This is a genomic window from Paraburkholderia sp. NPDC080076, from assembly GCF_050281145.1.
In the GTDB taxonomy this organism is placed as follows: Bacteria; Pseudomonadota; Gammaproteobacteria; order Burkholderiales; family Burkholderiaceae; genus Paraburkholderia.
This window is the reverse complement of sequence record NZ_JBNNWQ010000001.1, coordinates 1,089,362-1,115,749: the sequence shown is the minus strand read 5'-3', so window position 1 is coordinate 1,115,749 and position 26,388 is coordinate 1,089,362. Positions and strand designations below refer to the sequence as shown.

26 protein-coding genes are annotated in these 26,388 nt (G+C 62.9%); 10 read left to right on the top strand and 16 right to left on the bottom strand.

Annotated features, from left to right (window positions below):
- The first annotated feature begins 54 nt into the window (after positions 1-54).
- Both ACQKRQ_RS05025 and ACQKRQ_RS05020 read left to right on the top strand, forming a co-directional pair.
- Complete coding sequence (locus ACQKRQ_RS05025; RefSeq protein ID WP_132377466.1) at positions 55-630, top strand: ANTAR domain-containing response regulator; 576 nt, start codon at positions 55-57, stop codon at positions 628-630.
- Positions 631-640: 10 nt separating this feature from the next.
- Positions 641-1,792, top strand: coding sequence for a CmpA/NrtA family ABC transporter substrate-binding protein (locus tag ACQKRQ_RS05020; RefSeq protein WP_427475458.1), 1,152 nt, complete (start codon positions 641-643; stop codon positions 1,790-1,792).
- A 22-nt stretch (positions 1,793-1,814) separates the two neighbouring features.
- Here the strand turns inward: ACQKRQ_RS05020 and ACQKRQ_RS05015 are convergent, their stop codons facing one another.
- Positions 1,815-3,233 (bottom strand): sensor histidine kinase N-terminal domain-containing protein, encoded by a 1,419-nt coding sequence (locus tag ACQKRQ_RS05015; RefSeq protein ID WP_427475456.1) that lies wholly within the window; start codon positions 3,231-3,233, stop codon positions 1,815-1,817.
- Positions 3,230-3,901 carry a response regulator gene (locus tag ACQKRQ_RS05010; protein WP_132377469.1) on the bottom strand — a complete coding sequence of 224 codons (672 nt, stop codon included), beginning with the start codon at positions 3,899-3,901 and terminating at the stop codon, positions 3,230-3,232. Before ACQKRQ_RS05010 ends, ACQKRQ_RS05015 begins: the two co-directional genes overlap by 4 nt.
- 140 nt (positions 3,902-4,041) lie before the next feature.
- Here ACQKRQ_RS05010 and ACQKRQ_RS05005 point away from each other — a divergent pair, with 140 nt between their 5' ends.
- The 4 genes from ACQKRQ_RS05005 (at position 4,042) to ACQKRQ_RS04990 (ending at position 9,190) form a co-directional block, all read left to right on the top strand.
- Entirely contained in the window at positions 4,042-5,130 is a 1,089-nt protein-coding gene (locus tag ACQKRQ_RS05005; protein WP_427475454.1) for an ABC transporter substrate-binding protein, read from the top strand.
- Between the two features lie 101 nt (positions 5,131-5,231).
- Positions 5,232-7,001, top strand: coding sequence for an ABC transporter permease (locus ACQKRQ_RS05000; RefSeq protein ID WP_427475453.1), 1,770 nt, complete (start codon positions 5,232-5,234; stop codon positions 6,999-7,001).
- The gene (locus ACQKRQ_RS04995) at positions 6,994-8,061 is read left to right on the top strand and encodes an ABC transporter ATP-binding protein (RefSeq protein ID WP_427475451.1); all 1,068 of its coding nucleotides are present in this window, start codon (positions 6,994-6,996) and stop codon (positions 8,059-8,061) included. The genes ACQKRQ_RS05000 and ACQKRQ_RS04995 overlap by 8 nt, the downstream gene beginning before the upstream one ends.
- Positions 8,062-8,113: 52 nt before the next feature.
- Positions 8,114-9,190 carry a porin gene (locus ACQKRQ_RS04990; protein ID WP_427475449.1) on the top strand — a complete coding sequence of 359 codons (1,077 nt, stop codon included), beginning with the start codon at positions 8,114-8,116 and terminating at the stop codon, positions 9,188-9,190.
- Positions 9,191-9,537: 347 nt separating this feature from the next.
- On the opposite strand, the gene rhaS is transcribed toward ACQKRQ_RS04990, so the two are convergent.
- The 6 genes from rhaS to rhaM form a co-directional block, all read right to left on the bottom strand.
- On the bottom strand, positions 9,538-10,545 hold the full coding sequence (gene rhaS, locus ACQKRQ_RS04985) for a rhamnose ABC transporter substrate-binding protein (protein WP_132377476.1): 1,008 nt from the start codon (positions 10,543-10,545) through the stop codon (positions 9,538-9,540).
- Positions 10,546-10,637: 92 nt separating this feature from the next.
- Positions 10,638-11,654: an ABC transporter permease gene (locus tag ACQKRQ_RS04980; RefSeq protein ID WP_132377477.1), complete on the bottom strand. Its 1,017-nt coding sequence runs from the start codon at positions 11,652-11,654 to the stop codon at positions 10,638-10,640.
- Positions 11,647-12,705 (bottom strand): ABC transporter permease, encoded by a 1,059-nt coding sequence (locus tag ACQKRQ_RS04975; RefSeq protein ID WP_132377478.1) that lies wholly within the window; start codon positions 12,703-12,705, stop codon positions 11,647-11,649. Before ACQKRQ_RS04975 ends, ACQKRQ_RS04980 begins: the two co-directional genes overlap by 8 nt.
- A complete protein-coding gene (locus ACQKRQ_RS04970; RefSeq protein ID WP_427475446.1) occupies positions 12,702-14,240 on the bottom strand; it encodes a sugar ABC transporter ATP-binding protein in 1,539 nt (512 codons plus the stop codon). Before ACQKRQ_RS04970 ends, ACQKRQ_RS04975 begins: the two co-directional genes overlap by 4 nt.
- A 40-nt stretch (positions 14,241-14,280) precedes the next feature.
- Positions 14,281-15,174, bottom strand: coding sequence for an amidohydrolase family protein (locus ACQKRQ_RS04965; protein WP_427475444.1), 894 nt, complete (start codon positions 15,172-15,174; stop codon positions 14,281-14,283).
- A 56-nt stretch (positions 15,175-15,230) separates the two neighbouring features.
- Positions 15,231-15,554, bottom strand: a complete 324-nt coding sequence (gene rhaM / locus ACQKRQ_RS04960; RefSeq protein ID WP_132377481.1) for an L-rhamnose mutarotase — start codon at positions 15,552-15,554, stop codon at positions 15,231-15,233.
- Between the two features lie 139 nt (positions 15,555-15,693).
- Here rhaM and ACQKRQ_RS04955 point away from each other — a divergent pair, with 139 nt between their 5' ends.
- A complete protein-coding gene (locus ACQKRQ_RS04955; RefSeq protein ID WP_132377482.1) occupies positions 15,694-16,695 on the top strand; it encodes a LysR family transcriptional regulator in 1,002 nt (333 codons plus the stop codon).
- A gap of 16 nt (positions 16,696-16,711) precedes the next feature.
- Here the strand turns inward: ACQKRQ_RS04955 and ACQKRQ_RS04950 are convergent, their stop codons facing one another.
- From ACQKRQ_RS04950 to ACQKRQ_RS04935, 4 genes are all read right to left on the bottom strand, one after another.
- Positions 16,712-17,494: an SDR family NAD(P)-dependent oxidoreductase gene (locus tag ACQKRQ_RS04950; protein ID WP_132377483.1), complete on the bottom strand. Its 783-nt coding sequence runs from the start codon at positions 17,492-17,494 to the stop codon at positions 16,712-16,714.
- A 97-nt stretch (positions 17,495-17,591) separates the two neighbouring features.
- Positions 17,592-18,770: an L-rhamnonate dehydratase gene (gene rhmD / locus ACQKRQ_RS04945; protein ID WP_012427543.1), complete on the bottom strand. Its 1,179-nt coding sequence runs from the start codon at positions 18,768-18,770 to the stop codon at positions 17,592-17,594.
- A gap of 36 nt (positions 18,771-18,806) precedes the next feature.
- A complete protein-coding gene (locus ACQKRQ_RS04940) occupies positions 18,807-20,135 on the bottom strand; it encodes an MFS transporter (RefSeq protein WP_427475442.1) in 1,329 nt (442 codons plus the stop codon).
- A 92-nt stretch (positions 20,136-20,227) separates the two neighbouring features.
- Positions 20,228-20,980, bottom strand: a complete 753-nt coding sequence (locus ACQKRQ_RS04935; protein ID WP_132377485.1) for an SDR family NAD(P)-dependent oxidoreductase — start codon at positions 20,978-20,980, stop codon at positions 20,228-20,230.
- Positions 20,981-21,258: 278 nt separating this feature from the next.
- Here ACQKRQ_RS04935 and ACQKRQ_RS04930 point away from each other — a divergent pair, with 278 nt between their 5' ends.
- From ACQKRQ_RS04930 to ACQKRQ_RS04920, 3 genes are all read left to right on the top strand, one after another.
- Entirely contained in the window at positions 21,259-21,489 is a 231-nt protein-coding gene (locus tag ACQKRQ_RS04930) for a hypothetical protein (RefSeq protein ID WP_132377486.1), read from the top strand.
- Positions 21,490-21,774: 285 nt separating this feature from the next.
- Entirely contained in the window at positions 21,775-21,984 is a 210-nt protein-coding gene (locus tag ACQKRQ_RS04925; protein WP_132377487.1) for a hypothetical protein, read from the top strand.
- Positions 21,985-22,100: 116 nt separating this feature from the next.
- On the top strand, positions 22,101-22,799 hold the full coding sequence (locus tag ACQKRQ_RS04920) for an SDR family NAD(P)-dependent oxidoreductase (protein ID WP_427475439.1): 699 nt from the start codon (positions 22,101-22,103) through the stop codon (positions 22,797-22,799).
- Positions 22,800-22,818: 19 nt separating this feature from the next.
- On the opposite strand, the gene lhpH is transcribed toward ACQKRQ_RS04920, so the two are convergent.
- From lhpH to ACQKRQ_RS04900, 4 genes are all read right to left on the bottom strand, one after another.
- Entirely contained in the window at positions 22,819-23,826 is a 1,008-nt protein-coding gene (gene lhpH, locus ACQKRQ_RS04915; RefSeq protein WP_427475437.1) for a trans-3-hydroxy-L-proline dehydratase, read from the bottom strand.
- A 33-nt stretch (positions 23,827-23,859) separates the two neighbouring features.
- On the bottom strand, positions 23,860-24,981 hold the full coding sequence (locus tag ACQKRQ_RS04910) for a branched-chain amino acid ABC transporter substrate-binding protein (protein WP_132377490.1): 1,122 nt from the start codon (positions 24,979-24,981) through the stop codon (positions 23,860-23,862).
- 124 nt (positions 24,982-25,105) lie between these two features.
- Positions 25,106-25,816, bottom strand: coding sequence for a lysophospholipid acyltransferase family protein (locus ACQKRQ_RS04905; RefSeq protein WP_132377491.1), 711 nt, complete (start codon positions 25,814-25,816; stop codon positions 25,106-25,108).
- A gap of 190 nt (positions 25,817-26,006) precedes the next feature.
- Positions 26,007-26,354, bottom strand: coding sequence for a lysozyme inhibitor LprI family protein (locus tag ACQKRQ_RS04900; protein ID WP_427475434.1), 348 nt, complete (start codon positions 26,352-26,354; stop codon positions 26,007-26,009).
- Positions 26,355-26,388 lie beyond the last annotated feature (34 nt).

Genomic DNA, 26,388 nt, shown 5'->3' with positions numbered 1-26,388 from the left:
GCCTGGCATAGCCGTTGCTTAATACGAGGCTAGCCGTCGATAAAGCCCCACTCCATGCTGCGCGTTCTCCTCGTAACCGACACCGATAAGCCCATCGGCGACCTTCGCGACGCCCTTGCCCGCCTCGGCTACGAGATGCTGGCAGGCACCGCCACGCCGCAAGCGCTGCATCGCGTGGTGCAGTGCGAGCGGCCGGATGTCATCATCATCGATACGGAATCGCCGTCGCGCGATACGCTCGAACAACTCGCCGTGATGAACGCCACCGCGCCGCGTCCGGTGCTGATGTTCAGCCACGACGCCAACCAGCAGTTGATTCGCGACGCCGTCGGCGCGGGCGTCACGGCCTATCTGGTCGAAGGTCTCGCGACCGAGCGCCTCGCGCCGATCCTCGAAGTCGCGCTCGCGCGTTTCGCGCAGGAATCGCAGTTGCGCGAACGTCTCGCGCAAGTCGAGAACGAACTCGCCGAGCGCAAGCTGATCGATCGCGCCAAGCGCATCCTGATGGATCAGCAGAAAATCACCGAACACGCCGCCTACGCCAACCTGCGCAAACGCGCGATGAACCAGGGCGTCAAACTCGCCGAGGTCGCGCGCGCCATCATCGCGGCGGCTGACTCGCTCAAATGAAGCGCCGTCCATGAACTCTCCTACTTCACTCGCCAGAACGTCCACATCGGGGCAACTCGAGAAGACCCATTTGCGGCTCGGCTTCGTGGCGCTTTCGGACGCCGCACCGCTCGTCGCCGCCAAGCTGCTCGAATTCGGCCATGCGCACGGCCTGACGCTGGAGCTGTCGCGTCAGCCGTCATGGGCCGCCGTGCGCGACAAACTGCTGTCGGGCGATCTGGATGCGGCCCACGCGCTCTACGGACTCGTCTACGGCGTGCAACTGGGCCTGGGCGGACCGCAAACGGATATGGCCGTGCTGATGGTGCTCAACCGCAATGGCCAGGCCATCACGCTGTCGAACCGTCTCGCCGATGCGCTCGCCGAACACGGCACACTACCCAAGGCACTCGCGACGCTCGGCCGCAAGCCGGTCTTCGCGCAAACTTTCCCGACCGGCACGCATGCGATGTGGCTGTACTACTGGCTCGCGTCGCAAGGCGTGGATCCGCTGCGCGAGATCGAGAGCGTGGCGATTCCCCCGCCGCAAATGGTCGCGGCGCTCGCCGAAGACAAACTCGACGGCCTGTGTGTCGGCGAGCCCTGGAACGCGCAGGCGGAAGCGCAAAGTGTCGGCAGAACGATCGCTTATACGAGCGACGTGTGGCCGGATCATCCCGACAAAGTGCTGGCGTGCCGGCGCGATTTTGTCGGCGCGAATCCGAATGCAGCACGCGCACTCGTGCAGACCATGCTCGAAGCGTGCCGCTGGCTCGACGGCGCGGGACATCGCGAGGAAATCGCGCATTGGCTTGCGCGGCCCGAGTATGTCTGCATCGATGAAACGTTGATCGCCGCGCGCCTGGACGACGAAATTGCCGCTTCCGCACCTGGCGGTCTACCCATGCGCTTCTTCGACAACGGCGCGGTCAATTATCCGCAAGCGTTCGAAGGCGCGTGGTTTCTCACGCAGTTCGAACGCTGGGGCATGATCGACGCGCGCGCGGATTACGCGGACATTGCCGCGCGGATCAACCAGACGCAGTTGTATCGCGAGGCGGCCACCGCTGTGAACGTGGCGGTGCCGGAAGAAGGCGCTTCAAAGGTATTGATCGATGGCGAAACGTGGAGCGACGGCACGTCACCCACCGCTTACGCACAGCGCTTTCCGATCCGCCGCTGAGTTGCTGAGTTGCTCGCCAACGTCACATCGCTTTCAACGGTGGAAACAACACGCTGACGACCAACCCGCCACCTTGCGCGTCGGTGAGCGCGACCTGCGCGCCGTGCACGCGCGCGATCTCCCGCACGATCGATAAACCCAGGCCGCTACCCTCGACCGCCTGCGTCGCTTCGCTGCGATAGAAACGTTCGAACACCGCGTCGCGTTCGCCGGCGGCAATGCCCGGCCCGTTGTCGATCACCTGCAGCAAGGATTGTTCTCCTTCGCGCGCAACCCGCACGGTAATCACCGCGCCATCGCCGGAATAACGGATGGCGTTGTCGATCAGATTGCCGACCAGTTCCGCAAGCAGATCGATCTGGCCCGTCACGTCGACACGCACGTCCTGTTCGAAACCGAGATCGATGCCGCGCGAGCGCGCCACCGGCGACCAGTCGAGCGTGACGCTGCGCGCCACCTTATGCAGCGGCACCGACGCATGCTTGACCGTGTAGCCGCTGTCCGCGTCGAGCCGCGAGAGCGACAGCAACTGCTGCACGATGCGCACCGCCTGCTGCACGGCGCGATTCAGCCGCCGCAAATGCACCCCTTGCCGGCGATTGCCCCCCGTACTTTCCTCCACGACATCGATATCGCGCAACGCCAGTTCGGACTCCGCCTGAATCACCGCAAGCGGCGTTTTCAACTGATGCGCGGCGTCGTTGAAAAACCGCCGGCGCGACGACTGCATCAACTGCGTGCGGCCGATGTACTGATTGATCGAATCGACCAGCGGCGCCACTTCGCTCGGCAGACCGACGGTGTCGAGCGGCGTCGGATCGTCCTCGGCGCGTGCGGCCACTTTCGCCGACAGGCGGTTCAACGGCCGCAAGCCGCGCGCCACGCCCAACCAGACGATGCCGAGCGCGAGCACCACCAACAATCCTTCCTGTTGCAGCGACCCGGTCAGAATCTCGCGCGCCAACGCTTGACGCTGCTCGATCGTTTCGCCGACTCTCACCAGTACCACGCGCGTCTGCGCGCTCGGCACGTCGTGCACGGGCAGCCTGAGCATGGCGATGCGCAGCGGACGGCCGCGAAACACGTCGTTATAGAACCGCACGCTGTAGGGCTCGCCCGGCACTTTTCCGGGGTCCGGCAAGTCGGGATAGCCCGTCACCACGCGGCCACCTTCCTCGCGAATCTGATAGTAGATGTTGCCGCCGCCGTTCGATTCGAACATCTCCAGCGCGAGGTACGGCAGATCGACTTCGATCTCGCCGTCGCGCAAACGGATGCCGTCGCGGATCGAGCGCAGTGAAAATTCGAGCGCCCGGTCGAAGGCCGCGTGCGCCGCGTTCATCGCGCGCTGATAGGTGAGCCATGCGTCCAGGGCGAGCAGCAGAAGTAGCGGCAGCAACAACCACAGCGCGATCCGTACGCGCAGATTCGGCCGCGTCATGCGCTTTTTGCTTCCAGCAGATAGCCGAGCCCGCGCAGCGTCACGATGCCCACCGAACTGTGTTCGAGTTTCTTGCGCAGGCGGTGCACATAGATTTCGATGGCGTCCGCGTTCACCGATTCGTCGAGCCCGAAGATCTTCTCCGACAACGTGTCCTTGTTGATCGCGCGGCCGTTGCGCAGGATCAGCACTTCGAGCACCGAACGCTCGCGCGGCGTCAGCGCGAGTGCTTCGCCGTCGAGCGTGAAGCCGCGATCCACACTGTCGTAAAGCAGCGTGCCGCATTGCGCATGCAACGGCTCCTGCCCATGACTGCGGCGCAAGAGCGCACGCGCGCGCGCTTCGAGTTCGGTGAGCGCGAATGGCTTGGCGAGGTAGTCGTCGGCACCGAGATCGAGACCGCGCACGCGCTCTTCCACCGAACCGTGCGCGGTCAGCATCAGCACCGGCACTGCATTGCGGCGCGCCCGCAAACGGCGCAGCACTTCGAGGCCGCCGAGCTTCGGCAAGCCGATATCGAGAATCACCAGTGCGTAGTCCTGGGTGCGCAAAACATGGTCGGCGGACTCGCCGTCATGCATGCAGTCGACGGTGAGTTTCGCGCTGGTCAGCGCGTCAGTCAGCGAGCGGGAAAGGATCGGATTGTCTTCGACGAGGAGCACACGCATAGAACGGAATCCCAGGGAAATCCATGAGGCGAATTCGACCATTGTGACGCATTTCCTTCGAAAACTGAAAGCGTTCAGAAAGCCCCTGTCTCTTACCATTCGCCTACACAAAACCAACACGAAGTTTTCTGGAGGAAGACGTGCAAAACGCTTTGAAGGTTCTCGCAGCCGCTCTCGCATTCGCCGCACATTCAGCGTGGGCGGCCATTCCAGCCGGTTATCCGAGTGATTACCAGGCCACGGTCGACGGTGCAAAAAAGGAAGGCAAGCTGATCGTCTACTCGGTCACGGACACCGCGCTGGTGCGCCCGCTCATCAAGGATTTTGAAAGCCTGTACGGCGTCAAGGTCGAGTACAACGACATGAACAGCACCGAACTGTACAACCGCTACATCAGCGAAAACGCGGCGAGCAGCACCAGTGCCGACGTGCTGTGGAGCTCGGCCATGGACCTGCAGGTCAAGCTCGTCAACGACGGCCTGATGGCCACTTACGAATCCCCCGAAGCGAAGCAGTTGCCGCACTGGGCGCAGTACCAGAAGCAGGCTTACGGCACCACCTACGAGCCGCTCGCGATCGTCTACAACAAACGCCTCGTGCCGACCGGCGACGTGCCGCAAACGCGAGCCGATCTGATCAAATTGCTGCAAACCAAGCCCGATCAGTTCAAAGGCCGGGTCACCACTTACGACATCGAAAAGTCCGGCGTCGGGTTCAACTACCTGACCCAGGACGCACGCGTCAACCCGCAGGTCACGTGGGATCTGGTCAAGGCCATGGGCGCCACCGGCCCCAAGCTGCAATCGAGCACGGGCGCGATGATGGAGCGTATTTCTTCCGGTGAGAACCTGATCGGCTACAACATTCTCGGCTCGTACGCGCTGACCAAGGCGAAGAAAGATCCGTCGATCGGTTATGTCTATCCGAAGGACTACACGCTGGTCGTCAGCCGCCTCGTGACGATTTCGAAGAAAGCGCAAAGCCCGAACGCCGCGAAGTTGTGGGTGGACTATCTGCTCTCGCAACGAGGTCAGACGCTGCTGGCTAATCAGGCGAGCCTGTTCTCGATTCGCGCCGACGTGGAAGGCGAAACGTCGATGGCCGGCCTCACGAAGCAACTCGGTGATTCCCTCAAACCGATCCCGATCGGTGCGGGACTGCTGGTCTATCTCGACCAGTCGAAGCGCCTCGAATTCCTCAAGCAATGGCAACAGTCGATCAAGCGCTAGCCATGCGCGTTTGATACGCAAGCGGCCGCACTGCGACGCGGCCGCCGGCCCTTCCTTCCACACCTGTCGATATGCGGCCTGCGTGCCGCAGGGGGACCCTCATGCTTTCCACTAGCGCAACCGGACGCCGCGCCGCGCCGCCGCACGCGGCAGACGGCGGCTCCATCGGCGCGCTGCCGCGCGGCGGACTGCAGCCGTTCATGGGGCTGCTGCGCTGGCTCGTCGTCGCGGTGCTGACCGTGGCCGTGGCGCTGCCGCTCGGCTTCATCCTGTTGCAGAGCGTGCTGAGCGCGCCGTTCTTCGACGCGAAACGCACGCTCGGCCTCGCTGGCTTCGAATTCATTTTCAGCGACCCGGACTTCTGGTCCGCGCTGAAAAACTCTTTTGTCATCGCGTCCGGGATGCTGTTCATCTCGATTCCGCTCGGCGGCATTCTCGCGTTCCTGATGGTGCGCACCGACCTGCCGGGCCGCCGCTGGCTCGAGCCGCTGCTGCTCACGCCCGTGTTCGTCTCGCCGATGGTGCTCGCCTTCGGCTATGTGGTCGCGGCCGGCCCGGTCGGTTTTTACTCGGTGTGGTGGATGGAGTTGTTCGGCACCGCCGAAGCGCCGTGGACCGTCTACTCGGTGTTCGCCATCACGGTGATCGTCGGCCTCACGCATGTGCCGCACGTGTATCTGTATTCGTCGGCGGCGCTGCGCAATCTCGGCTCGGACGTCGAGGAAGCCGCGCGTGTCGCCGGCGCGCGGCCGTTTCGCGTCGCGCTCGACGTCAGCCTGCCGATGACATTGCCCGCGCTGTTGTTCGCCGGCGTGCTGGTGTTCTTTCTCGGCTTCGAAGTATTCGGCCTGCCGCTCGTGCTCGGCGATCCCGAAGGGCACCTCGTGCTGGCCACGTATCTCTACAAGCTCACCAACAAGCTGGGCGTGCCCTCGTATCACCTGATGGCCGCGGTCGCGATGTGCATCGTCGCGATCACGTTCCCGCTCGTGCTGCTGCAACGCCGGCTGCTGAAGAGCGCGAACCGTTTCGTCACGGTCAAGGGCAAGGCGGGACGTCAAACCGTGCTGCCGCTCGGCGCGTGGCGCTGGGTCGCGCTGGCGATCGTGGCGCTGTGGCTGCTGCTGACGGTGTTCGTGCCGCTCTCCGGCATCACGCTGCGTGCGTTCGTTACACACTGGGGACATGGCGTGCATCTCGCGGATACGCTCACGCTCGCCAACTTCACCGAACTGTTCGAGCAGAACAACCTGGTCCGCGCGATTCTCAACACGCTCGGCATCGGCGTATTCGGCGGCGCGTTGGCAGTGGGCTTCTATTCGCTGGTGGCGTTCGCCGGCCACCGCCGCAACGACTGGGCCACGCGCCTGCTCGATTACCTCGTGCTGCTGCCGCGCGCGGTGCCGGGCCTGCTCGCCGGTCTCGCGTTCCTGTGGGTGTTCCTGTTCGTGCCCGGCCTCAAGGAACTGAAGAACTCCATGTGGAGCATCTGGATCGCGTACACCGTTGTGTGGCTCGCCTACGGCATGCGTCTGATTCAGAGCGCGCTGCTGCAAGTCGGGCCTGAGCTCGAAGAAGCAGGACGCAGCGTCGGCGCAACGCGCGCACGCGTCAGCCTCGATGTGACGCTGCCACTGGTGCGCTTCGGCCTGCTCGCTGCGTGGCTGCTGATTTTCATGATCTTCGAGCGCGAGTATTCGACCGCCGTCTATCTGCTCTCGCCCGGCACGGAAGTGATCGGCGCGCTGCTCGTCTCGCTGTGGGCCACCGGGTCGGTGGATCAGGTCGCCGCGCTTTCTGTCATCAACATCGCGATGGTCGGCGCCGGACTCGGCGTCGCGCTGCGCTTCGGAGTGAAATTGCATGGATAAGCTCTCGGTCGACAACCTCTTTCTCAGCTATGGCGACAACCCGATTCTCAAAGGTGTGTCGTTCGAACTGAATCCCGGCGAAGTGGTCTGCCTGCTGGGCGCGTCGGGCAGCGGCAAGACCACGCTGCTGCGCGCGGTAGCCGGTCTCGAACAGCCGTCGTCGGGCCGCATCGAACTGGACGGCAAGGCGTTTTTCGACGGCGCGGCGCATGTCGATCTGCCGGTCGAGCAGCGCTCGCTCGGGCTCGTGTTCCAGTCGTATGCGCTGTGGCCGCATCGCACGGTGGCCGAGAACGTCGGGTATGGATTGAAACTGCGGCGCGTCAGCGCTACCGAGCAGAAAAAACGCGTGCAGGCCGCGCTCGACCAACTCGGCCTCGGCCACCTCGCCGCGCGTTATCCGTATCAGCTTTCCGGCGGCCAGCAACAACGCGTGGCGATTGCGCGGGCGCTCGTCTACAACCCGCCGGTGATTCTGCTCGACGAACCGCTCTCCAATCTCGACGCCAAGCTGCGCGAAGAAGCGCGCGCCTGGCTGCGCGAGCTGATCGTGTCATTGGGCCTCTCGGCGTTGTGCGTGACGCACGACCAGACCGAGGCGATGGCGATGTCCGACCGCATCCTCTTGCTGCGCAACGGACGTATCGAACAGGAAGGCACGCCGGCCGAACTGTACGGCGCGCCCCGCTCGCTCTACACGGCCGAATTCATGGGCAGCAACAACCGCATCGAGGCGCGCGTGACCGCGGTCGACGGCGAACGCGTGACGCTTGCCGGCGACGGCTGGCAACTGCAGGCGCAAGCACGCGAAGCGCTCACGGCCGGTCAACACGCGCAAGCCGTGATCCGCCTCGAGCGCGTGCAGGTCGCCGACGGTCCCGGCACCAACCGGCTCGAAGCCGAGCTCGTCACGTCGATGTATCTCGGCGACCGCTGGGAATACCTGTTCCATTGCGGCGACCTGCGGCTGCGCGCCTTCGGGCACGTGCCGCGCGCGGCCGGCCGTCACTGGATCGAATTCCCCGCCAACGACTGCTGGGCGTTCGCTCAGGCGAGTTGAAAGCGGCACGCCACGAACCGAAGCAAAAAAAACCAACCACCGGAGACTATTGATGAAGTGGAGCATGAAGAAAGCGACTGTCGGCGTGACTTGCGCCGGGCTCGCCGGGTTTGCGGCGGGCACGCACGCGCAGTCGAGCGTGACCTTGTATGGCATCGTCGACGCGGGTGTCGAATACGTGAACCATGCAAGCAAGGACGGCGGCGCCACGCGCCTCGTCTCGGGCGGCAAGAACACGTCGCGCTGGGGTTTGCGCGGCGTCGAGGATCTCGGCGGCGGACTGAAGGCGGTGTTCCAGCTGGAAAGCGGCATCAACATCGCCAACGGCCAGTTCGACGACGGCCCCGGCGCGATCTTCGACCGCCGCGCGACCATCGGCCTGAAAAACCGCTTCGGGCAAATCACGCTCGGCCGCAATTTCACGACCACCTACGATTACATGCTGCCGTTCGATCCGATGGGTTACGCGCCGAACTACTCGTGGGCGACGTCATCCACGGCGACGGGCGGCCGTAAAGACGGTCTGTTCTCGCGCTCGGCCAATGCGGTGCGTTACGACGGCACATTTTCCGGCTTCAAGTTCGGCGCGATGTATGGTTTCGGCAATGTGCCGGGCAGCATGAAGTCGAGCTCGAAGTACGACTTCGGTCTCGGCTACGAGAACGGTCCATTCGCGGCGGTCGCGACCTTCGACCGGCAGAACGGCGCGAACGACAGCGTCACGCCCGCCGATACGACCAACTACATTCAGGGCATTCACGCGGGCTTGAGTTACGACTTCGGCGCCGTGAAGGCGATGGCGGGCTACCGGAACTACCGGCGCACGTTCCACACCAGCGCGCCTACGCTGCGCAGCGACATGTACTGGATCGGCGGTCAATACGAAGTGACGCCGTTCATCTCGCTGTTCGCCGCGCTCTACCATCAGGACATCAAGGACGCGAGCGATGCCGATCCGACGTTGTTCTCGCTGCGCGCGCAGTACGCGCTGTCGAAACGCACGGTGCTGTATATGGCGGGAGGTTATGCGATGGCCAAGCACGGCAATGCAGTGAGTCTGTCGCGCGATTTGATTGGCGCGGCGGATACGCAAGCGGGTGTCACGGCGGGTATCCAGCATCGCTTTTGAAGTTTTTCGCTCGCCGCGTCGCACGGCGACGAAGTGGGCACGCTCGATGAATTTTGCCACCTGTAAGGCAGATTTTTCTCGGATCAAATGGAGGTAATGTGAAACCACAACTGATCCACCCACCGCGCCCACCGTGAACATGAGTCCACACGCAAGCGTGTGGACAGATACCGAAACCACGTGAGCAAGGTTAAAGAATGTCTTACGTAGCAAATATGGCTGAAGCAAATTCTCTTTAAGGACAAAAAACACGCGGCGTGTGGACCGCTGAATCGCCCTCGCGCCGCGTGTTTCGTGCGTTGCCAAACACTTCAGCCGCGCAACGTCACGCGGTGAAGTGTTGCCGCTCAGAAATTGAAGTTATCGATATTGCTCGAATCAAACGTGGTCGGCGGTCCAAGAATGATTTCGCCTTGCGGCCCAATGGTGCGTTTGCCGAGCTTGCCAGCGTCGAACGACTCGCCTTCCTTACCGCTGATCGTGCCCGACGACAGCGCCGCCGCGGCATATGCGGCCAGGTAGCCGAGTTGACCCGGATCCCACAACTGGAACGCCTTCACGGTGCCGTTCTTCACGAACGCGCGCATCTGGTTCGGCGTGCCCAAGCCTGTCACCGCCACCTTGCCCTTGCTCGACGAGGTCGAGATATAGCGCGCGGCGGCGGCAATGCCGACCGTGGTCGGCGCGACGATCGCCTTCAGGTTCGGATACGCCTGCAACAAGCCCTGCGTTTCGACGAACGACTTCTGGTCGTCGTCGTTACCGTAGGCGATTTTCACGAGCTTGATCTTCGCGTACTCCGGCTTCTTCAACTCCTCCTGCATCCACTTGATCCACGTGTTCTGATTGGTCGCGTTAGGCGTGGCCGACAGCACCGCGAACTCGCCCTCGCCGCCCATCAGTTTGGACACCAGTTGAATCTGGCCACGGCCGATGCCTTCAGCGTTCGCCTGGTTGACAAACAGTTGCCGGCCCTCGGGCGCCGTGTCCGAGTCGAAGGTCACGACCTTGATGCCTTGCGACATCGCCTTCTTCAGATACGGCACCACCGCATTGGCGTCGTTGGCGGCGATCACGATCGCGTCCTGGCGCTGTGTGATCAGCGTATTGATGTACTGCACTTGCGACGACGCACCTGCGTCCGACGGACCCACCGCTTTGCCCACGCCGCCAAATTCCTTGATCGCGGCCATGCCGCCGTCGTCGGCGATCACTTCGTAGGGGTTGTTGATCTGCTTCGGCAAGAATGCGATTTTCAGCCCGCTTTTCAGGCCCGCGGCGGACGCGGCGCAACTTATCGCGATCAACGCGACGCATAGCGCCGCGGTGCCGGTGTGACGTAGAGGTTTGAACATAGAGTGTCTCCTGCCTTGTTGTTGGACGTGGTGTTGTCCGGGTTGTCGGTTGTTGGACTTTCTCTTCGTAGACGCAGGCCTTGCTGAAAACGTTAGATGGAAGAAGCGGACTTCGCGATGAAACGCCGGTCGCGCGCCGCGCGCCAGCGGGCAACCAGATTCGGTATCAGCACCGACGCCAGCAGCAGCACGCCGGTAACGATGGTGAGCGTTTCGCTGGACACGTCGTCGAGCGTCAGCGCGTTCTTCAGCACGCCGATGATCAGCAGCGACAGCAACACGCCGATCATCGACCCGCGTCCGCCGAAAATACTCACGCCGCCGAACAGCACCGCCGCGATCACCGACAACTCGAAACCTTCGCCGTTGTCGCCGCGCGCGCTGGTAAAGCGCAGCGTATAGACGATGCCCGCCAGCGCGCTCATGGCGCCGGACAGCACGAACAGCCGCAAGCGGATCTTCGCCACTTCGATGCCGGAGAACGCCGCGGCGGTCGGATTCGCGCCGATCGCGTAGAGACTGCGGCCGAACGCCGTGGACTGCAGCAGCACGGTGAAGACGATCGCGCCGACGATCACGATGACAAACGGCAACGGTATGAAACTCCCGCCCAGCGTGTCCATGCCGAACGCCGTATAAGCGGGCGGGAAATCCGCCACCGCCTGGTCGCCGAGCAACACATAGGCGAGGCCGCGAAACAGCGCCAGCGTGCCGATCGTGACCGCGAGCGAAGGCAGATTGAGCTTGACGATCACGAGGCCGTTCAGCAACCCGGCCAACGCGCCGGCGGCCAGTACCAGCACGATCACGAGCGGCATCGGCAAGCCCATGTGCCACAGCACGCCCATCAACGCGCTGGATGCGCCGAGCACCGACGCCACTGACAGATCGATTTCGGCGGCGACGATGATGAGCGTCATGGGCAGCGCCATCAAAGCGATCTCGGTCAGATCGGCTAGCACGTTGCTCAGATTCGCGCCGGTCAGAAACACCGGCGACAGCAAGCGTCCGAGCGCGAGCGAGAGAATCAGCACGATTACCAGCAGCACTTCCCATTGCAGCGGCGTTTCGCGTTTGCGCGTGAGCAGCGCGGAATCGGGTTTAGCCATGATCGCGTTTCCTCATCATGCGTTTGGCGACGGAGCGGGCCAGCAAGGTATCGGCGGTGATCGCGGCGACGATCAATGCGCCTTCAATGGCCTGCTCCCAGAACGGCGACACGTGCAGCACCACCAGCGCGATGCTGATCACGCCGAGCACGAGCGCGCCGAGCGTCGCGCCGAGAATCGTGCCGACGCCGCCCGTGATCGCGACGCTGCCCACCACCGCGGCGGCCACCACCTGCAATTCGATGCCCTTCGCAGTGCTGGCATCCACGGTGCCGAAGCGGGCCAGCCACAATGCGCCCGCAAAACCGGCAATCGCGCCGGACAGCAGAAACCCGGCCATCACGCGACGTTCGACATTCACGCCGGCCAGACGCGCCGCCTCCGGATTCGAGCCGATGGCGTAATGTTCGCGCCCGCCGCGAAACTGTTTCAGATAAACGGCGAGACCGATCAGCACGACGATCGCGATCAGCGCGAGTGTCGGGATGCCGAGGAACGTGCCGGTGGCAAGGCGCGAAAACGCATCGGGCAAGCTGGTGGCGTTGATCTGTCCGCCGTGCACCCACGCGTAGTCCGCACCGCGAAAGATGTACAACGTGGACAGCGTCGCGACGAGCGACGGCACGCGCCCTACCGCGACCAGCAGCGCGTTGATGGTGCCCGCTACCAGACCGATGGCTAGCCCCGCTCCCAAAGCGACGATCACCGGCATATGCGGAAACGCGACATACAGGCTGCCGACCGCATACGCGCTGACGCCGACCGTCGATCCGACCGAGAGATCGATATGCCGCATCAGGATCACCACGGTCATGCCGGCTGTCAGCAAGCTGATAATCGACACATTCAGCAGCACGTCGCGCAGATTCTGCAGATTCAGGAACTGAGGCTTCGCGAGCCCGGTGCCCACGATCAACAGAACCAGCACGACGAAGAGCGTCGTCTCGCGGCTCTTCGCGATGCTCGCGGCGAAACCGCCCGGCGAACTGACCGCGCGCTTCGGGACCGGCGCCTGCACCGGTGCGGGATGAGTGGAAGAATGGCGCATCATGCGGCGTGCCCCAGCGGTGAAATCGGTTGGCCGGGTTGGCCGAGCGCGGCGCCCATGATGCGTTCCTCGTCGGCATCGGCACGCGCTATATCCGCGCTGATACGCCCCTCGTGCATCACCAGCACGCGGTCGGCCATGCCGAGGACTTCCGGCAATTCGCTCGAGATCATCAGCACCGCCATGCCGTCGCGCACCAGTTCGGCGAGCGCGCTATAGACCTCGGCCTTCGCGCCGACGTCGATGCCGCGCGTGGGTTCGTCGATGATCAGCACTTTCGGTCCGGTGGCCAGCCATTTGCCGAGCACGACCTTCTGTTGATTGCCGCCCGACAACGTGCCGACCGGCGCGTTGGGGTCGCCTGCCTTCAGGCGCAGGCGCGTGCCCCATTGATTAGCGAGTTGCGTCTCGCTGCGCGTGGAGATGAGGCCGTGTTTGACGAGGCGGCCGAGCACCGTCATCGATGCATTGCGCGCGATGCTCAATTCCAGCGCGAGTCCTTGCTGGCGGCGGTCTTCCGGCACGAGCGCAAGTCCGGCGCGCACCGCGGCGGCGGGCCGACCTGCCGTCAGACGCTCGCCGGCAATCCAGATTTCACCCGAGTCGAGCGGATCGATGCCGAAGATCGCCCGCGCGACTTCGCTGCGCCCCGCGCCGACCAGTCCGGCGAGCGCGACGATCTCGCCCGCGCGAACGTCGAAGGAAATGTCCTTGAACACGCCGATGCGCGTGAGGCCACGCACCGACAGGCGCACTTCGCCGGGCGGCCGCTCGGCCTTCGGATAGAAGGTTTCCAGATCGCGCCCGACCATTTTGGCGACGATCGACTCGGTGTTGAGATCGGCGGTCAAACCGTCGAAGACTTTCGCGCCGTCGCGCATGATCGTGACGCGTTGTGTCAGCGCGAATACTTCGTCGAGCCGGTGCGTGATGAACAGAATCGCCACGTCACGCTCGCGCAGCTTGCGCACGATGGCAAAGAGCCGCTCCACTTCGGGCAGCGACAACGCCGCGGTCGGTTCGTCCATGATCAGCACGTGGGCGTTCAACGACAACGCCTTGGCAATTTCGATCACCTGCTGATCGGCAATCGACAAACCACGCACCAGTTGATCGGCGCGCAGATCCACACCGAGCGACGCCAGCAAGCCGTCCACCTCGCGGCGCATCGCGTCGTACTGAATCCGGCCGATGCGGTCGACCGGTTGCCGTCCCATGAAGATGTTCTCCGCGATCGACAGATCGAAGAACAGCGTCGGTTCCTGATAGATGACCGCGAGCCCGGCGTCGCGCGCCTCGGCGGGTGTCGCGAAGCGGCGCGCCGCGCCGTCCACCAACAACTCGCCGGTGTCCGGCTGATGCACGCCCGCGAGAATCTTCACGACCGTGGATTTGCCTGCGCCGTTTTCGCCGAGCAAGGCATGCACTTCGCCCGGCCAGAGCGCGAGGTCGCCGTCGGAGAGCGCGCGAACCCGCCCGAAAGATTTACTCGCATGCCGCAATTCGAGCCTCGGCACAGCGGATGTGGGTTGCTGCACTGCGTGTCTCCTTCTTTTTCGTGTTTCCAGGCAACGTGTTTCAGATGCGGTAGCAACGTTCCGCGTTATGGCAAAACAGCGCCTCTTTTTCGGCGACGCTCGCGCCTTCCACAATCGACGCATACGCATGCCACAAATCCGCGTAAGAGCCGAACAGCCGGTCGACCGGAAAGTTCGAGGCGAACATCGCCCGCTCGACACCGAATGTATCGATCGTTTCGACCACGTAAGGCCGCAGGCTTTCAACAGTCCACTTATGATCGAACATCGCGAGTCCGCTGATCTTCACGGCGACATTGCGGCAACCCGCGAGCAAGCGCATGCCGTCGCGCCATGCGCGATAACCGGCCACGCTGCTGCGGTCGACGAACATGCCCGCGTGGTTGATCACGAACTGCGTGTCGCCATGCGCGCGCGCCAACGCCGCCGCCTCTTCCATCTGTGACGGATACAGTTGCAGATCGAACGACATGTCGTAACGGCGCAGCAACGCAAAGTGCTCGCGCCATTGCGGCTCGCGCATGAAATGACGGCCGACGTAATCGAACAGCTTGTTCTCGTGCACGTTCAGAATCTGCCGGATGCCACGCGTGTTGGCGAACGATGCATGCGCTTCGAGCACGGCCGGCGCATTCGGCGCGGACAGATCCACCGCGGCGACGATCGCGTTCGGCATGCCGCGCGATTCCTTGCGATCCGCAATGGACTGCAGCCAGCGCGTTTCTTCGACCGGATCGGCGGGATCGTGATTCGCTTCGACGTGCACGAGTTTCAGCACGTCGATATCGCCCGCTTCGCTCAACAGATCGTCGAGCAGGTAGTCGTGCTTCAGATCGCGCGCGTCGCCCACGAACGACACGCCCGGGTTTTCCAGCCACGGATAGCGATGTGTTTTCAGATCCCACAAATGGATATGCGAATCGACCACCTGCATGCGACATCCTCCGTCCGGTAAAGTCGTTTCGAGGTTTGAGATCCTGCCGGATCAGTTCAGCTTAGCGAATTCAAATGAAAGACCGGTTCGAGCGGCTGCTGCACGGGCGTGTGATCCGGGGCCGTCTGCATGATGTCGGCCATGTAATCCCACCATTTGCGCATCACCTCGAGTTGCGGCAGTTCGTCCATGGTGTGGTGGCTGTTTCGCGTCAGCACGGCGAAAAGATGATCCGAGCCCGGATCGAAGAAAATCCGATAGTCGCGCACACCGGCGTTGTGCAATGCATCAACCAGCTCAGGCCAGATTTGCGCATGACGTCGTTCGTATTCCTCGCGCATGCCGGGGTTGAGCACCATCCGGAAAGCGATTGTCTCCATTGCGGCCTGTCTCCCGTCGTATCCGGGCGCTTTTCCAGCGAAGCGTGGAAGCGTCTGATACGACTATAATTCCTGCGTCGATAGCATCTCAATCCGAAGTTGGGATTGGGCGATCCACAAACCGAATCGCACTCGCCCCATGAGCCAACCCTCAGCAACTGTCGCACTCGTCAATCGGCTCAAGTTCAAGCACCTCGCGCTGCTCGTCGCGCTCGACGACGCGCGCAATCTCCATCAAGCCGCCGAGGCCGTCAACGTGGCCCAGCCGAGCGCGAGCCGCATGCTCGGCGATATCGAAGAAGCGTTCGGCTTTCTGCTGTTCGAGCGCAACGCGCGCGGCATGACGCCCACGCCGCTCGGCGTCGTCACGCTGGCTTACGCGCGGCGCGCGCTGGCCGAACTGACCCGTTTCGCCGAAGACCTCGACGTGAAACGCCGCGGCGGTCATGGCCAACTGACGGTCGGCGCGATCATGGGCGCCGCGCCCGATCTGCTCGCCATGGCGGTCGCCGCGCTGAAAACCGAGAGCCCACTGCTGAACGTGCGCATTCTCGGCGAAACCAGCGACCAGGTCGTGCAATTGCTGCATCGCCGCGAAGTCGACTTGGCGCTTGGGCGCCTGACCAGTCCGCTGCAACACAACGATTTCAGTTTCGAGCCGCTCGCGCGCGAGACGTTGTTGCTGGTGGTGCGTTCGGTGCATCCGCTCGCGCAGCGCGCGCGCCTCACGCTGCGTGAACTGATCGACTGGCCGTGGGTGGCGCAACCTGTCACCAGTCCGGCGCGTGTACTGTTCGAAGAGGAACTCGCGCGCGCGGGACTGGCCACGCCGGTGAACCTGACCGAATGCGCGTCGATTTTCGCCACGCTGCAATTGCTCGAGAATTACGATGCGGTGGCGATGCTGCCCGAGTCGGTGGTGCGGGATCATTTGCGCGGCAAACTGCTGGTCGCACTGCCGCTCGAAATCGGCAAGAGCCTCGCCGGCTTCGGCATTCTCACGCGCAAGGAAGAACCGCTCGCCGAACCGGCGTTGCGCTTCATCGACCTGTTGCGCGGTTTCTCGCGCAAGCTCAAGCGCGATGACACCGCCGCGGCCGCTCCCGACTCGGTGATCGCGTCTTCGGCTCCCGTGAACTGAAATCGGCATCGGCGCGTTACTGCAGGTTGACGAAGAGACCGCCGTCCACCAGCAGCGCCGCGCCGGTCACATAGCGCGCGCGGTCGGAAGCGAGGAACGTCACGCAATCGGCGACATCTTCCGGGCGGCCCAGTCTGCCGAGCGGAATGCGCTTTTCGAAGTAGGCTTTTTTGGCTTCGTCGGCGAGGTCTTCCGCATTCAGGTCGGTTGCGATGGTGCCCGGCATCACCGAGTTGCAGCGAATGCCGTACGGTCCCAATGCGACTGCGCAGGATTGCATCAGCGAATGCACGCCAGCCTTGGTCGGCGTGTAATGCGTTTGCATGCCGCCGCCCACTAGCGCGCTGATCGAACTCGTCGCCACGATCGCGCCGCCCGTGCCTTGCAGCTTCATCTGTTGCGCGGCGGCTTGCGTGACATAGAAGGCGCCGTTCAGATTGACCGCCACCGTCGATTCCAATACTTCCGGCGGCATGTCGAGAAACGCGTGGAACGGACAGATGCCCGCGTTGCTGGCTAGCACGTCGACTTTGCCGAAAGCTTCGACCGTATGGCGCACCAGTTGCTGACCGGTTTCGCGCGCGGCGACGTTGCCCTCGATCGCAATCACGCGCCGCCCCAGCGCCTCGATTTCGGCGACCACCTCCGCGACCGCAGAGCGGCGTCCATACGATGCATCGTTATCGCCCCAGTAGTTGATCGCCACGTCCGCGCCTTCGGTTGCGCACGCAACCGCGATCGCACGGCCGATGCCGCGCGATCCGCCGGTGACGATCACGACCTTGTCCTTGAGCAGCACGTCATTCTCCTTTTATGTTTCTACGTTGCGGCGGGTTACGCGCAGCGAGCGCCGCAACTCAACTAACGCAATCAACGCGCGTAATCAACGCGCGCAATCAACGCGGGTAAGGCCGCACCAATGCACATTCCGGATTCAGCCTCACGCCGAATCCCGGCGTGTCCGGCACCTTCATGCGTCCGTTCACCGGCACCGGCTCGTCGAGCAGCAGCGGCGTGAACATCGGCACGACCTCGTCGGCCTTGGGCGCCATCATCAGAAACTCGGCGAACGGCGAGTTGTGCCGCGTGACCACGAAGTGATAGCTATACACCGATGAACCATGCGGCACGACCATCACATTATGGGCATCCGCTAACGCGGAGATCTTGATCAATTCGGTAATGCCGCCGCACCAGCCGACATCCGGTTGAATCAGATCGCAACATTGCATCTCGAGCAGCATGCGAAAGCCCCAGCGCGTCGCTTCGTGTTCGCCGGTCGACACCATCATGCCGCGCGGCACGTTGCGGCGCAGTTCGGCGTAACCCCAGTAGTCGTCGGGCGGCAGGCATTCTTCAATCCACTTGAGGCCGTATTCGTGCGCCGCTTGCGCGAGCCGCGTCGCATACGGCACGTCGAGGCTCATCCAGCAGTCGTACATCAGCCAGAAGTCGTCGCCGACGCGGCTGCGCATGTCCGCGAGTTTTTCCAGATTCTGCTTGAGACCCGCTTCGCCTTCAGCCGGACCGTGCTGCAACGGCAGCTTGCCGCCGATAAAACCCATCTCTTTAGCAAGATCGGGCCGCGCGCCGGTTGCGTAGAACACGAGTTCGTCGCGCACCGGACCGCCCAATAGCTGGTACACCGGCTCCTTGCGCACTTTCGCGAGCAGATCCCACAACGCGAGATCGACGCCCGAGATCGTATTCAGCACCACGCCTTTGCGACCGTAGTACAACGTGGAGAAGTACATCTGATCCCACATCTTCTCGATGTCGGTAACGAGTTGGCCTTCGAGAAAACGCGCGAGATGTTTCTCGACGATGAACGCGCCGATCTCGCCGCCCGTCGTCACCGCGAAACCGACGGTGCCGTCGCTCGCTTCGATCTCCACCACCAGCGTGCCGAGCACGTTGATACCGAACGACTGGCGGCTCTGCCGATACTCCGGATAACGCGCCATCGGCGTGGAAATGTGATCGTCGATCCAGTGTCCGCCGGGTTGGTCGTGATAATCCGCACCGCCGCCGCGGACGATGAAGGCACGCACGTGCCGGATGGTAGGCATGGCCATGAATGGGGCTCCGTTATGAGTGCGTCGAGCGAGCGCCTAGCGGGCGCGATGCAGTAAGGTTTCGAAAGTGGTGTGCGGTTGCGCGGGATCGCGGCGCAAGAGCGTGCCGATCAGCAGCGCGGCGAGCAGACTCGACACGCCCAGCACGACCAGTCCCGCCGACGTCGACGAAAACGCGTGTTCCGCCGCGGTGCGCAAGCTCGGTGCGATGAAGCCGCCGAGTCCGCCGAGCGAATTGATCAAGGCGATCCCGCCCGCCGCGGCGGCGCCCGTGAAGTAACGCGTGGGGAAGGTCCAGAAGAGCGGCTGCGCCGCGATAAAACCGCTCGCCGCACAACACAGCGCGAGCAAGCCGAGCAGCGGGCTATGCACGAGTCCCGACACGCCGATGCCGAGCCCGGCGACGATCAGCAAGGCCACCGCCCAACGCCGATGCTCACCCGTGCGATCCGCGCGCCGCGGCACATACCAGGTCACGGCCAGCGCGCACAGCCACGGTAGCGCGGCGACGAGTCCCACACGCAAACCGACCGTCGTGCCAAGGAATGCCGCCACCTGTTGCGGCAAATAGAAGATCACGCCGTACACGCTCATCTGGATCAGCAGATAGATCGCCGACAGCAGCAACACACGGCGGTCCACCAGCGCCGCGAGAATGCGATGCGGGCCGTGCGCGGACGCAAGCAGTGCGTCGTCGTCGAGAGCCGCGCGCAAGCTGGCGCGCTCTTGCGGTTCGAGCCAACGCGCATCTTCGGGACGATTGTCGAGATACCAGAAGGCCCACACGCCGACCACTGACGCCAGCGCGCCTTCCACCAGAAAGAGCCATTGCCAGCCGGTAAGTCCAAGTGCACCGTGCAATTCGAGCAGCGAGCCCGACAAGGGGCTACCGAAAATAAACGCCAGCGGCGCGCCGAAATAGAAGACGCCCACCGCGCGCGCCCGGGACGACTGCGGAAACCAGTGCGTCAGATAATAGATCACGCCGGGAAAGAAACCCGCCTCGGCGACGCCGAGCAGAAACCGCAGCGTGTAGAACGCGGTCGGCGTATGGGCAAGGCACATGGCCGCCGATACGAGCCCCCACGTCACCATGATCCGGCACATCCAGGCACGCGCGCCGACCCGATGCAACAGAAGATTGCTCGGCACCTCGAACAACGCATAGCCGACGAAAAACACGCCCGCACCGAACGCAAACGCCGCATTCGACAGGCCGGTATCGTGCTGCAAAGCCTTCTGCGCGAAACCGATATTGGCGCGATCGAGAAATGCCAGCACGTACATCAGCAGCAGAAACGGCAGCAGCCGGCGCATAACCTTGCTGTTGATCGCCTCGAGTGAAACGGGCGCAGGCGCTTCCATGTCGTCTCCTTCGCAGAGCGCGGGCGGCGGCTCTGCGTTTTCTTGTCTTGTGTAGCGCTACTGAGATCAGGCTCGCGTGATGCCGCGGCGCCTCAGTACGTTGCGCGACCGCCGGACAGGTCGAACACCGATCCGGTGCTGAACGCGCAGTCCTCGGACGAGAGCCACAGAATCAGCGACGCCGCTTCTTCCGGCAACAGGAAACGGTTCATCGGAATCTTCGAGAGCATGTAGTCGATGTGCTGCTGCGACATTGAATCGAAGATCTCGGTTTTGGCCGCGGCGGGCGTGACGGCATTGACGAGAATGTTCTTCGTCGCGAGCTCTTTGCCGAGCGATTTGGTCAGGCCGATGAGACCTGCCTTGGAGGCGCTGTAGTGCGAGGCGTTCGGGTTGCCCTCCTTGCCGGCCACCGAGGCGATATTGACGATCCGGCCATAGCCCTGCTTGAGCATTTGCGGCACGACCGCGCGACAGGTGAGATACGGGCCGATCAGGTTCACGTCGATCACGCGGCGCCAGACGTCGGGCTCCAGTTCCCACGTGGCGCCGTTGCCGCCGGTAATGCCGGCGCAATTGATCAGCACGTCAATCGCGCCATGATCGGCGACGGTTTGCGCCACCGCCTGCGCGACGGCGGCTTCCTGCGTGAGTTCGACGGTGACCGCGGTGACTTTGCCCAGTTCGCTGAGCTCACGCTGGCTGCGCGCGAGGCGGTCCGCGTCCACGTCCCATAGCGCGACCGAGGCGCCCGAGTTCAGCGCCCGTTGCGCCACCGCGTAGCCAATGCCACGCGCGCCGCCGGTAATGGCGACTACGCGCCCCTCCAGATCGATTCGATTCATCGCTGTGCTCCTTGGCAGGCCTATGCGGCGTGCCTTTGTGTTGTTGTATGCCGGCTGGTTGTGCTGTCAGTGCTGCTTGTGCTGACGGTTCAGCCAATATACGAGCGCTGCGATGCGCTAACAATTCGAGTATTGGAGAGGGTGATAACAAAAGTGGATCGCGGACAGCGAGGCAAACCCTGGTATTAATCCGCCCTCCCCGTCATTGAAACTTCATATATTGACGGGACAATCGCGCCACTGAGAGAGAACGGGCTGTTGTTGCCCATAAAAATCGAATGCAAATCCAGCTGAATACACCGGCCAGCCGAGTCAGTTTTCATCGGGGATTCGGTCTGCGTGCAAGTACGACGCCCACGGGCGATGGCTTGCACTCGGCGGATCTCATCATCGAAGAACCCGGACGCCCTCCGCGCGCGTTCAACTCGCTAGACTTTTTCTACGACCACGAACAGGCAATCGGCTACGCAACCGCTTGGGGGCGTATCTGGGTCGACTCGAAGATGTAGAGCGCTTCATCGGGCGTCCGTGCCTGCGTCACCGTTGCCAGGACGACGCCTTATCCCTGCGGCCGTGCATGCACGCCTCGCTAGTCCATACTAGTGCAGCGCAATCGCGCTCAAACCCCGGAGGGACGGCCCCATCCAACCCCTTTTACTTTATTTTTTTGCACTTGCACAACCGCTCCATCGAGCCGGATACTGATTTGGCTCGCGCTGTCTCCGCGTGCATCAGTCTTCGCCCGCTCCGCGCGGGCTCATTTCGAACGATGGATGCGAACGTCAGGAGGCGCCATGGAAGTCTGCGATGGATGCTCCGACATCGACGGCCTGCCAGTCGATGTGCAACGGCAGGAAAACCTCACGCTCATCGGTGTCGCGGAGTGCAACGGCACGCTCGTCCTCGAGCACTATCGCTGCGATAAATGCCGGGCTGTTATCGCCAGACAATTCACGGGCGACTCCGACGAACGGGTCTGGAGCGTGATCGAAGCCTCTCCTTAGGCAAGCGACGCCACCATCCGTCAGCTCAGTGCCATTCACGGTGAACGCCTACAATCAGCAAGGCATGATGCGGCACACACACACCGCAGCGCTTCCCTGTTGATTCCGGAGGACCCATGAGTCGAACTGAGACTGCATTGATTGTCGGCGCGGGCAAGGGCTTGAGTGCCTCCCTCGCACGCCTGTTTTCGGCGGAGGGCATGCAGGTCGCGCTCGCCGCCCGCGATACGAGCAAGCTGACGGACCTGGTCGATGAGACGGGCGCCCTGCCCGTGAGTTGCGACGCCAGTCAAGCGGACCAGGTCACGGCACTCTTCGAGCGCGTGGAAAAAGCATTCGGCGTCCCCGATCTCGTCGTCTACAACGCGAGCGGCCGCTATCGCGCGCCAGTTGAAGCCATCGAGCCACAGAAGCTAGAAGACGCCTTCAAAGTGACCGCCCTCGGCGGCTTTCTCGTGGCCCAGGCCGCGGCGGTGCGCATGTTGGCGCGCGGCCACGGCACTGTACTGCTGACCGGCGCGACTGCCAGCGTGAAAGGACTGCCCGGCTCCACTCCATTCGCCATGGGCAAATTCGCGCTACGAGGCATGGCCCAATGCATGGCGCGCGAGTTGGCGCCAAAGAATATTCACGTTGCCCATTTCGTGATCGACGGCGGCATCGCCAGCAGCGCGAGAGGTCCGGAAGAAGGCGGCGCGGACGACAAATGGCTGGACCCCGATGCCATTGCAAGGGAATACCTTCACATTCATCGTCAGCACCGCAGCGCGTGGACGTGGGAGGTCGAACTGCGCCCGTGGGTCGAGCGGTTCTAGGCCTCGTTGCTCGTCTGACCTAACGCACCAGAAATCCGTGGGTCAGCGGGTCACGCTCGTCGATAATCCAGGTCGCGAAGCCGCACACAAAGGCATTGCCTTCGACTTCCGGAATGACGGCCTTGAAATCGCCCACCGTGGTTTCGCTCAGGACGCGCCCTTTGAACACGGTGCCGATAATGGACTCGTTCACCAGGGTGTCGTCCTTGCCCAGCTTCCCACGCAGATAAAGCTGCGCGACCCGGCCTCCTGTTCCGGAGCCGGTCGGTGAACGGTCCACCTCACGATCGGCAAACACACAACAGTTCGCTTGCGTCGAATCCGCATGCCGCGGCGCATTCGCAATGATGGTGCCGTAGATGTGGTTGATCTCGGGGATGAAGGGATGCTCGACAGGAAACGCCTTGTTGGCCGCCCGCTTGACTTCATCGCCGAAGCGGATGAGCTCTTCCACCGACGACTCCCGCACCGCGAGACCATGCGGCTCGCCGTCGGTGTAAAAGTAGAACGCGCCGCCGAACGCGATATCGCCCGTCACCGAACCGAAGGACGGCGTCTCGACGGTCACGTCCTGCTTCCAGATAAACGACGGCACGTTGACGAAGCGGACATTGCCGGCGTGCTCGCCATCCCACTTCACGAATGCTTCGATGAACCCGCACGGCGCGTCGATGCCCACGCGCGTTTCGGGTATCTCACGCTGAACCCAACCCAGTTCGACCGCCGCCGTCGACAGCGCGATGACACCGTGGCCGCAATGGTCGCTGTACCCTTCGTTGTGAAGGAAGATGATGCCGAAGTCGGCATTCGGGCTGACCGGTTCTGTCAGATACCCGCCGTACATATCGGCATGCCCACGCGGTTCGAACATCAACGCCCGGCGGATATCGTCCGCGTTTTCCTTCAGCCATGCGCGCCGCTTGACGATCGTGTCGCCGGGCAGACGCGGCAAACCGCTGGTGACAATGCGGAATGCCTCGCCGCCGGTGTGAACTTCAACAGTCTGGATAGTGCGTGAAATTTTCATGTTTGCTTCATGAAGTCAATGGGTCGCTTGCCGTTACTGTCCGTACGGGACCGGCAAGCCGTTCTTGATGACGTACACGGTAGTCGGCGCGCCCTTCAGGTCACCGGACTCGTCGAACGAATAGGTGCCCGCGACGCCCTTATAGTTTTCCTTCGCGAGTTGGGCGGCCAGCTTGGCCTTGTCCGTTGTGGTTCCCGCCTTCACCATCGCGTCGGCCAGCAACTTGACGCCGTCGTAGTAGCTCACGGCATAGACCTGCGTATCGATGTTATAGGCCGCCTTGTACTTTTGCAGAAATTCGCGGCCGGCCGCTGTCTTCTCCAGCGCAATGCCGCCCTGCGCGCAATACACGATCGATGCCGCTTCGCCCGCGACCTTGCCCATGTCAGCCGAGCAGATGCCGTCGCCGCCGAGCAGCTTCGCCCTCAGTCCACGTTGGCGCATCTGTTTGGCCATCGGCGCCCCCTGCGACGCGTACCCGCCGAAGAAAATCACGTCGGGATTTTTGGCCTTGATGGTCGTCAGAATGCCGAGGAAGTCGGTCGCCGACGAGTTGGTGAATTCCTGAGCCACGATCTGAATGCCGTTCGCCTTGGCGACCTTCGTGAACTGTTCGGCGACGCCTTGACCATACGCCGTGCGGTCGTCGATGACAGCAGCCGTCTTGGCCTTCAAGGTCTTCGCGGCGAACTGCCCCATCGTGCCGCCCAGTTGCTCGTCGCTCGCGCCGATCCGGAAGATGTTCTTGAAGCCCTGCTTCGTCAGTGCCGGGTTCGATGCGACCGGCAGCATCGGCACGTTTCCGGCGTTGTAGACGCGCGAGGCGGGAATCGCCACGCCCGAGTTGTACGGTCCGACCACCGCGACTACGCCGCTATCCACCAGTTTCTGCGCAACCTGCACGCCGATTTTCGGGTCCGCCTGGTCGTCTTCCGAGTCCAGTTTAAAGGTGACCTTCTGACCTGAGACGGTAACACCCGCCTTGTTCAGCTCGTCGATGGCGAGCCGCGCCCCGTTCTCGTTGTCCTTGCCGTTCGGTGCCTGCGGACCGGTGAGCGGCGCCGAATGACCGATGGTGACGACAACCTGGGCACTCGCGGACAGGGTGAAACCAGCGGCCATCAATGCGGCCGCAGTCATTGCAAGACATCGCATACCGGACTCCGATTGGACTAGGGAGCAATCACCTTATGCTCAATTGGGTTCCAGTTCAATCGAGCGGTACGCCACGCTCCGCGTCTCCAGATGATCCGTGCGTCACCGCTCGGCTCGAAAATCATCAAAGCCGCAGCAGTTCGTTTTTCATCCACTCGTGAACCGCGTGACTCAATTCCTGCTGGGTCATGTCCTGCGGAGACAACGGCGGGCCGACCACCACGCGAATATGCCCGCGGCCGTCGGGCCAGCCTTTCGTCGGCCAGACCTTGCCCGCGTTCAACACCACGGGCACAGCCGGCACGCCGGTCGCGCACGCCAGCCGAACGCCGCCGGACGTCATTCGCAACGGTGCATCGTGCGCCACCCGGGTGCCCTCCGGGAAAATGACGACGACGTCGCCCTTGGCCAGCCTCTCCGCGCTCTCCTTCGTCACAGCCTGGTGAGCCTGTCGCGCGGAACCGCGATTCAGGCTGACCATATCGAGGCCGCGCAACACCCAGCCGAAGAACGGGATGCGCAGGAGATCCTCCTTGAACACAAAACTGATGCGGCGCGGGAAAAGCGCGAGGAATGCGAGCGTTTCCCACGTCGACTCATGACGGCTCAGGATGATCACCGGGCCGTCGGGAAGATTGTCGAGCCCGTCTACCGAACATGAAACGCCGGGTAGCCAACGCATGACGAAAACCAGCGCGCGACACCACTGCTTGGCGAGCCAGTATCGTCCAGCGCGTCCGACGAAGGGAAAGAGAAGCAGAATAAGGATTGAATACAGCGTGCCGCTACCGAGAAGGTAGACGATAAAAAGCCATTTGGTAAAAGTTGAGCGCATCGGGACCTGAATCGGATGGTAAGCGGCGGAAGGATTTCATGGTAACGCGTTGAGACTCCGACGTGAGTGATACGTTCGGTCGCGCGCGGGAGACGCGCGCCGGGCGCTCCCGCCGCTCACCGACGGATCGAATTCGGCTTGCGTTCCTCGTCCTTGTCACGCATCCGTTTCTGGACGACACCCGGCGCACTCAGAACGGTCCACGACTCGCGAGCCGGGCATAGTCGTCCTTGAGCGTCCCAATGCGTCGCCGGTAGGCATTGAGCAGACACGATTGATTACCGCCGCATGCTTTTCTGGACTTCAGCCACGCCTGCTGCTCGTCCTGCATATCGCCGCGCGTGCCCATTGCAACCAGACCCGTCAGCATCTGGTAGCGCACGGACATTTCGACGTCCATCTCACTCAGCTGCCGTGATGCGCATACGGCCTTTTCGTCCGGCAAGCGCGCCCGGCCGCAGTCGAAGCTGGCGGCGAAGGCAGACGCGGAACTGAGCGTGACCATTGCCAACAGCGTCCATCGCAAGTGTCGTTTCATGCCTTGATCGCATTGTCGATTCATCACTCTTTCG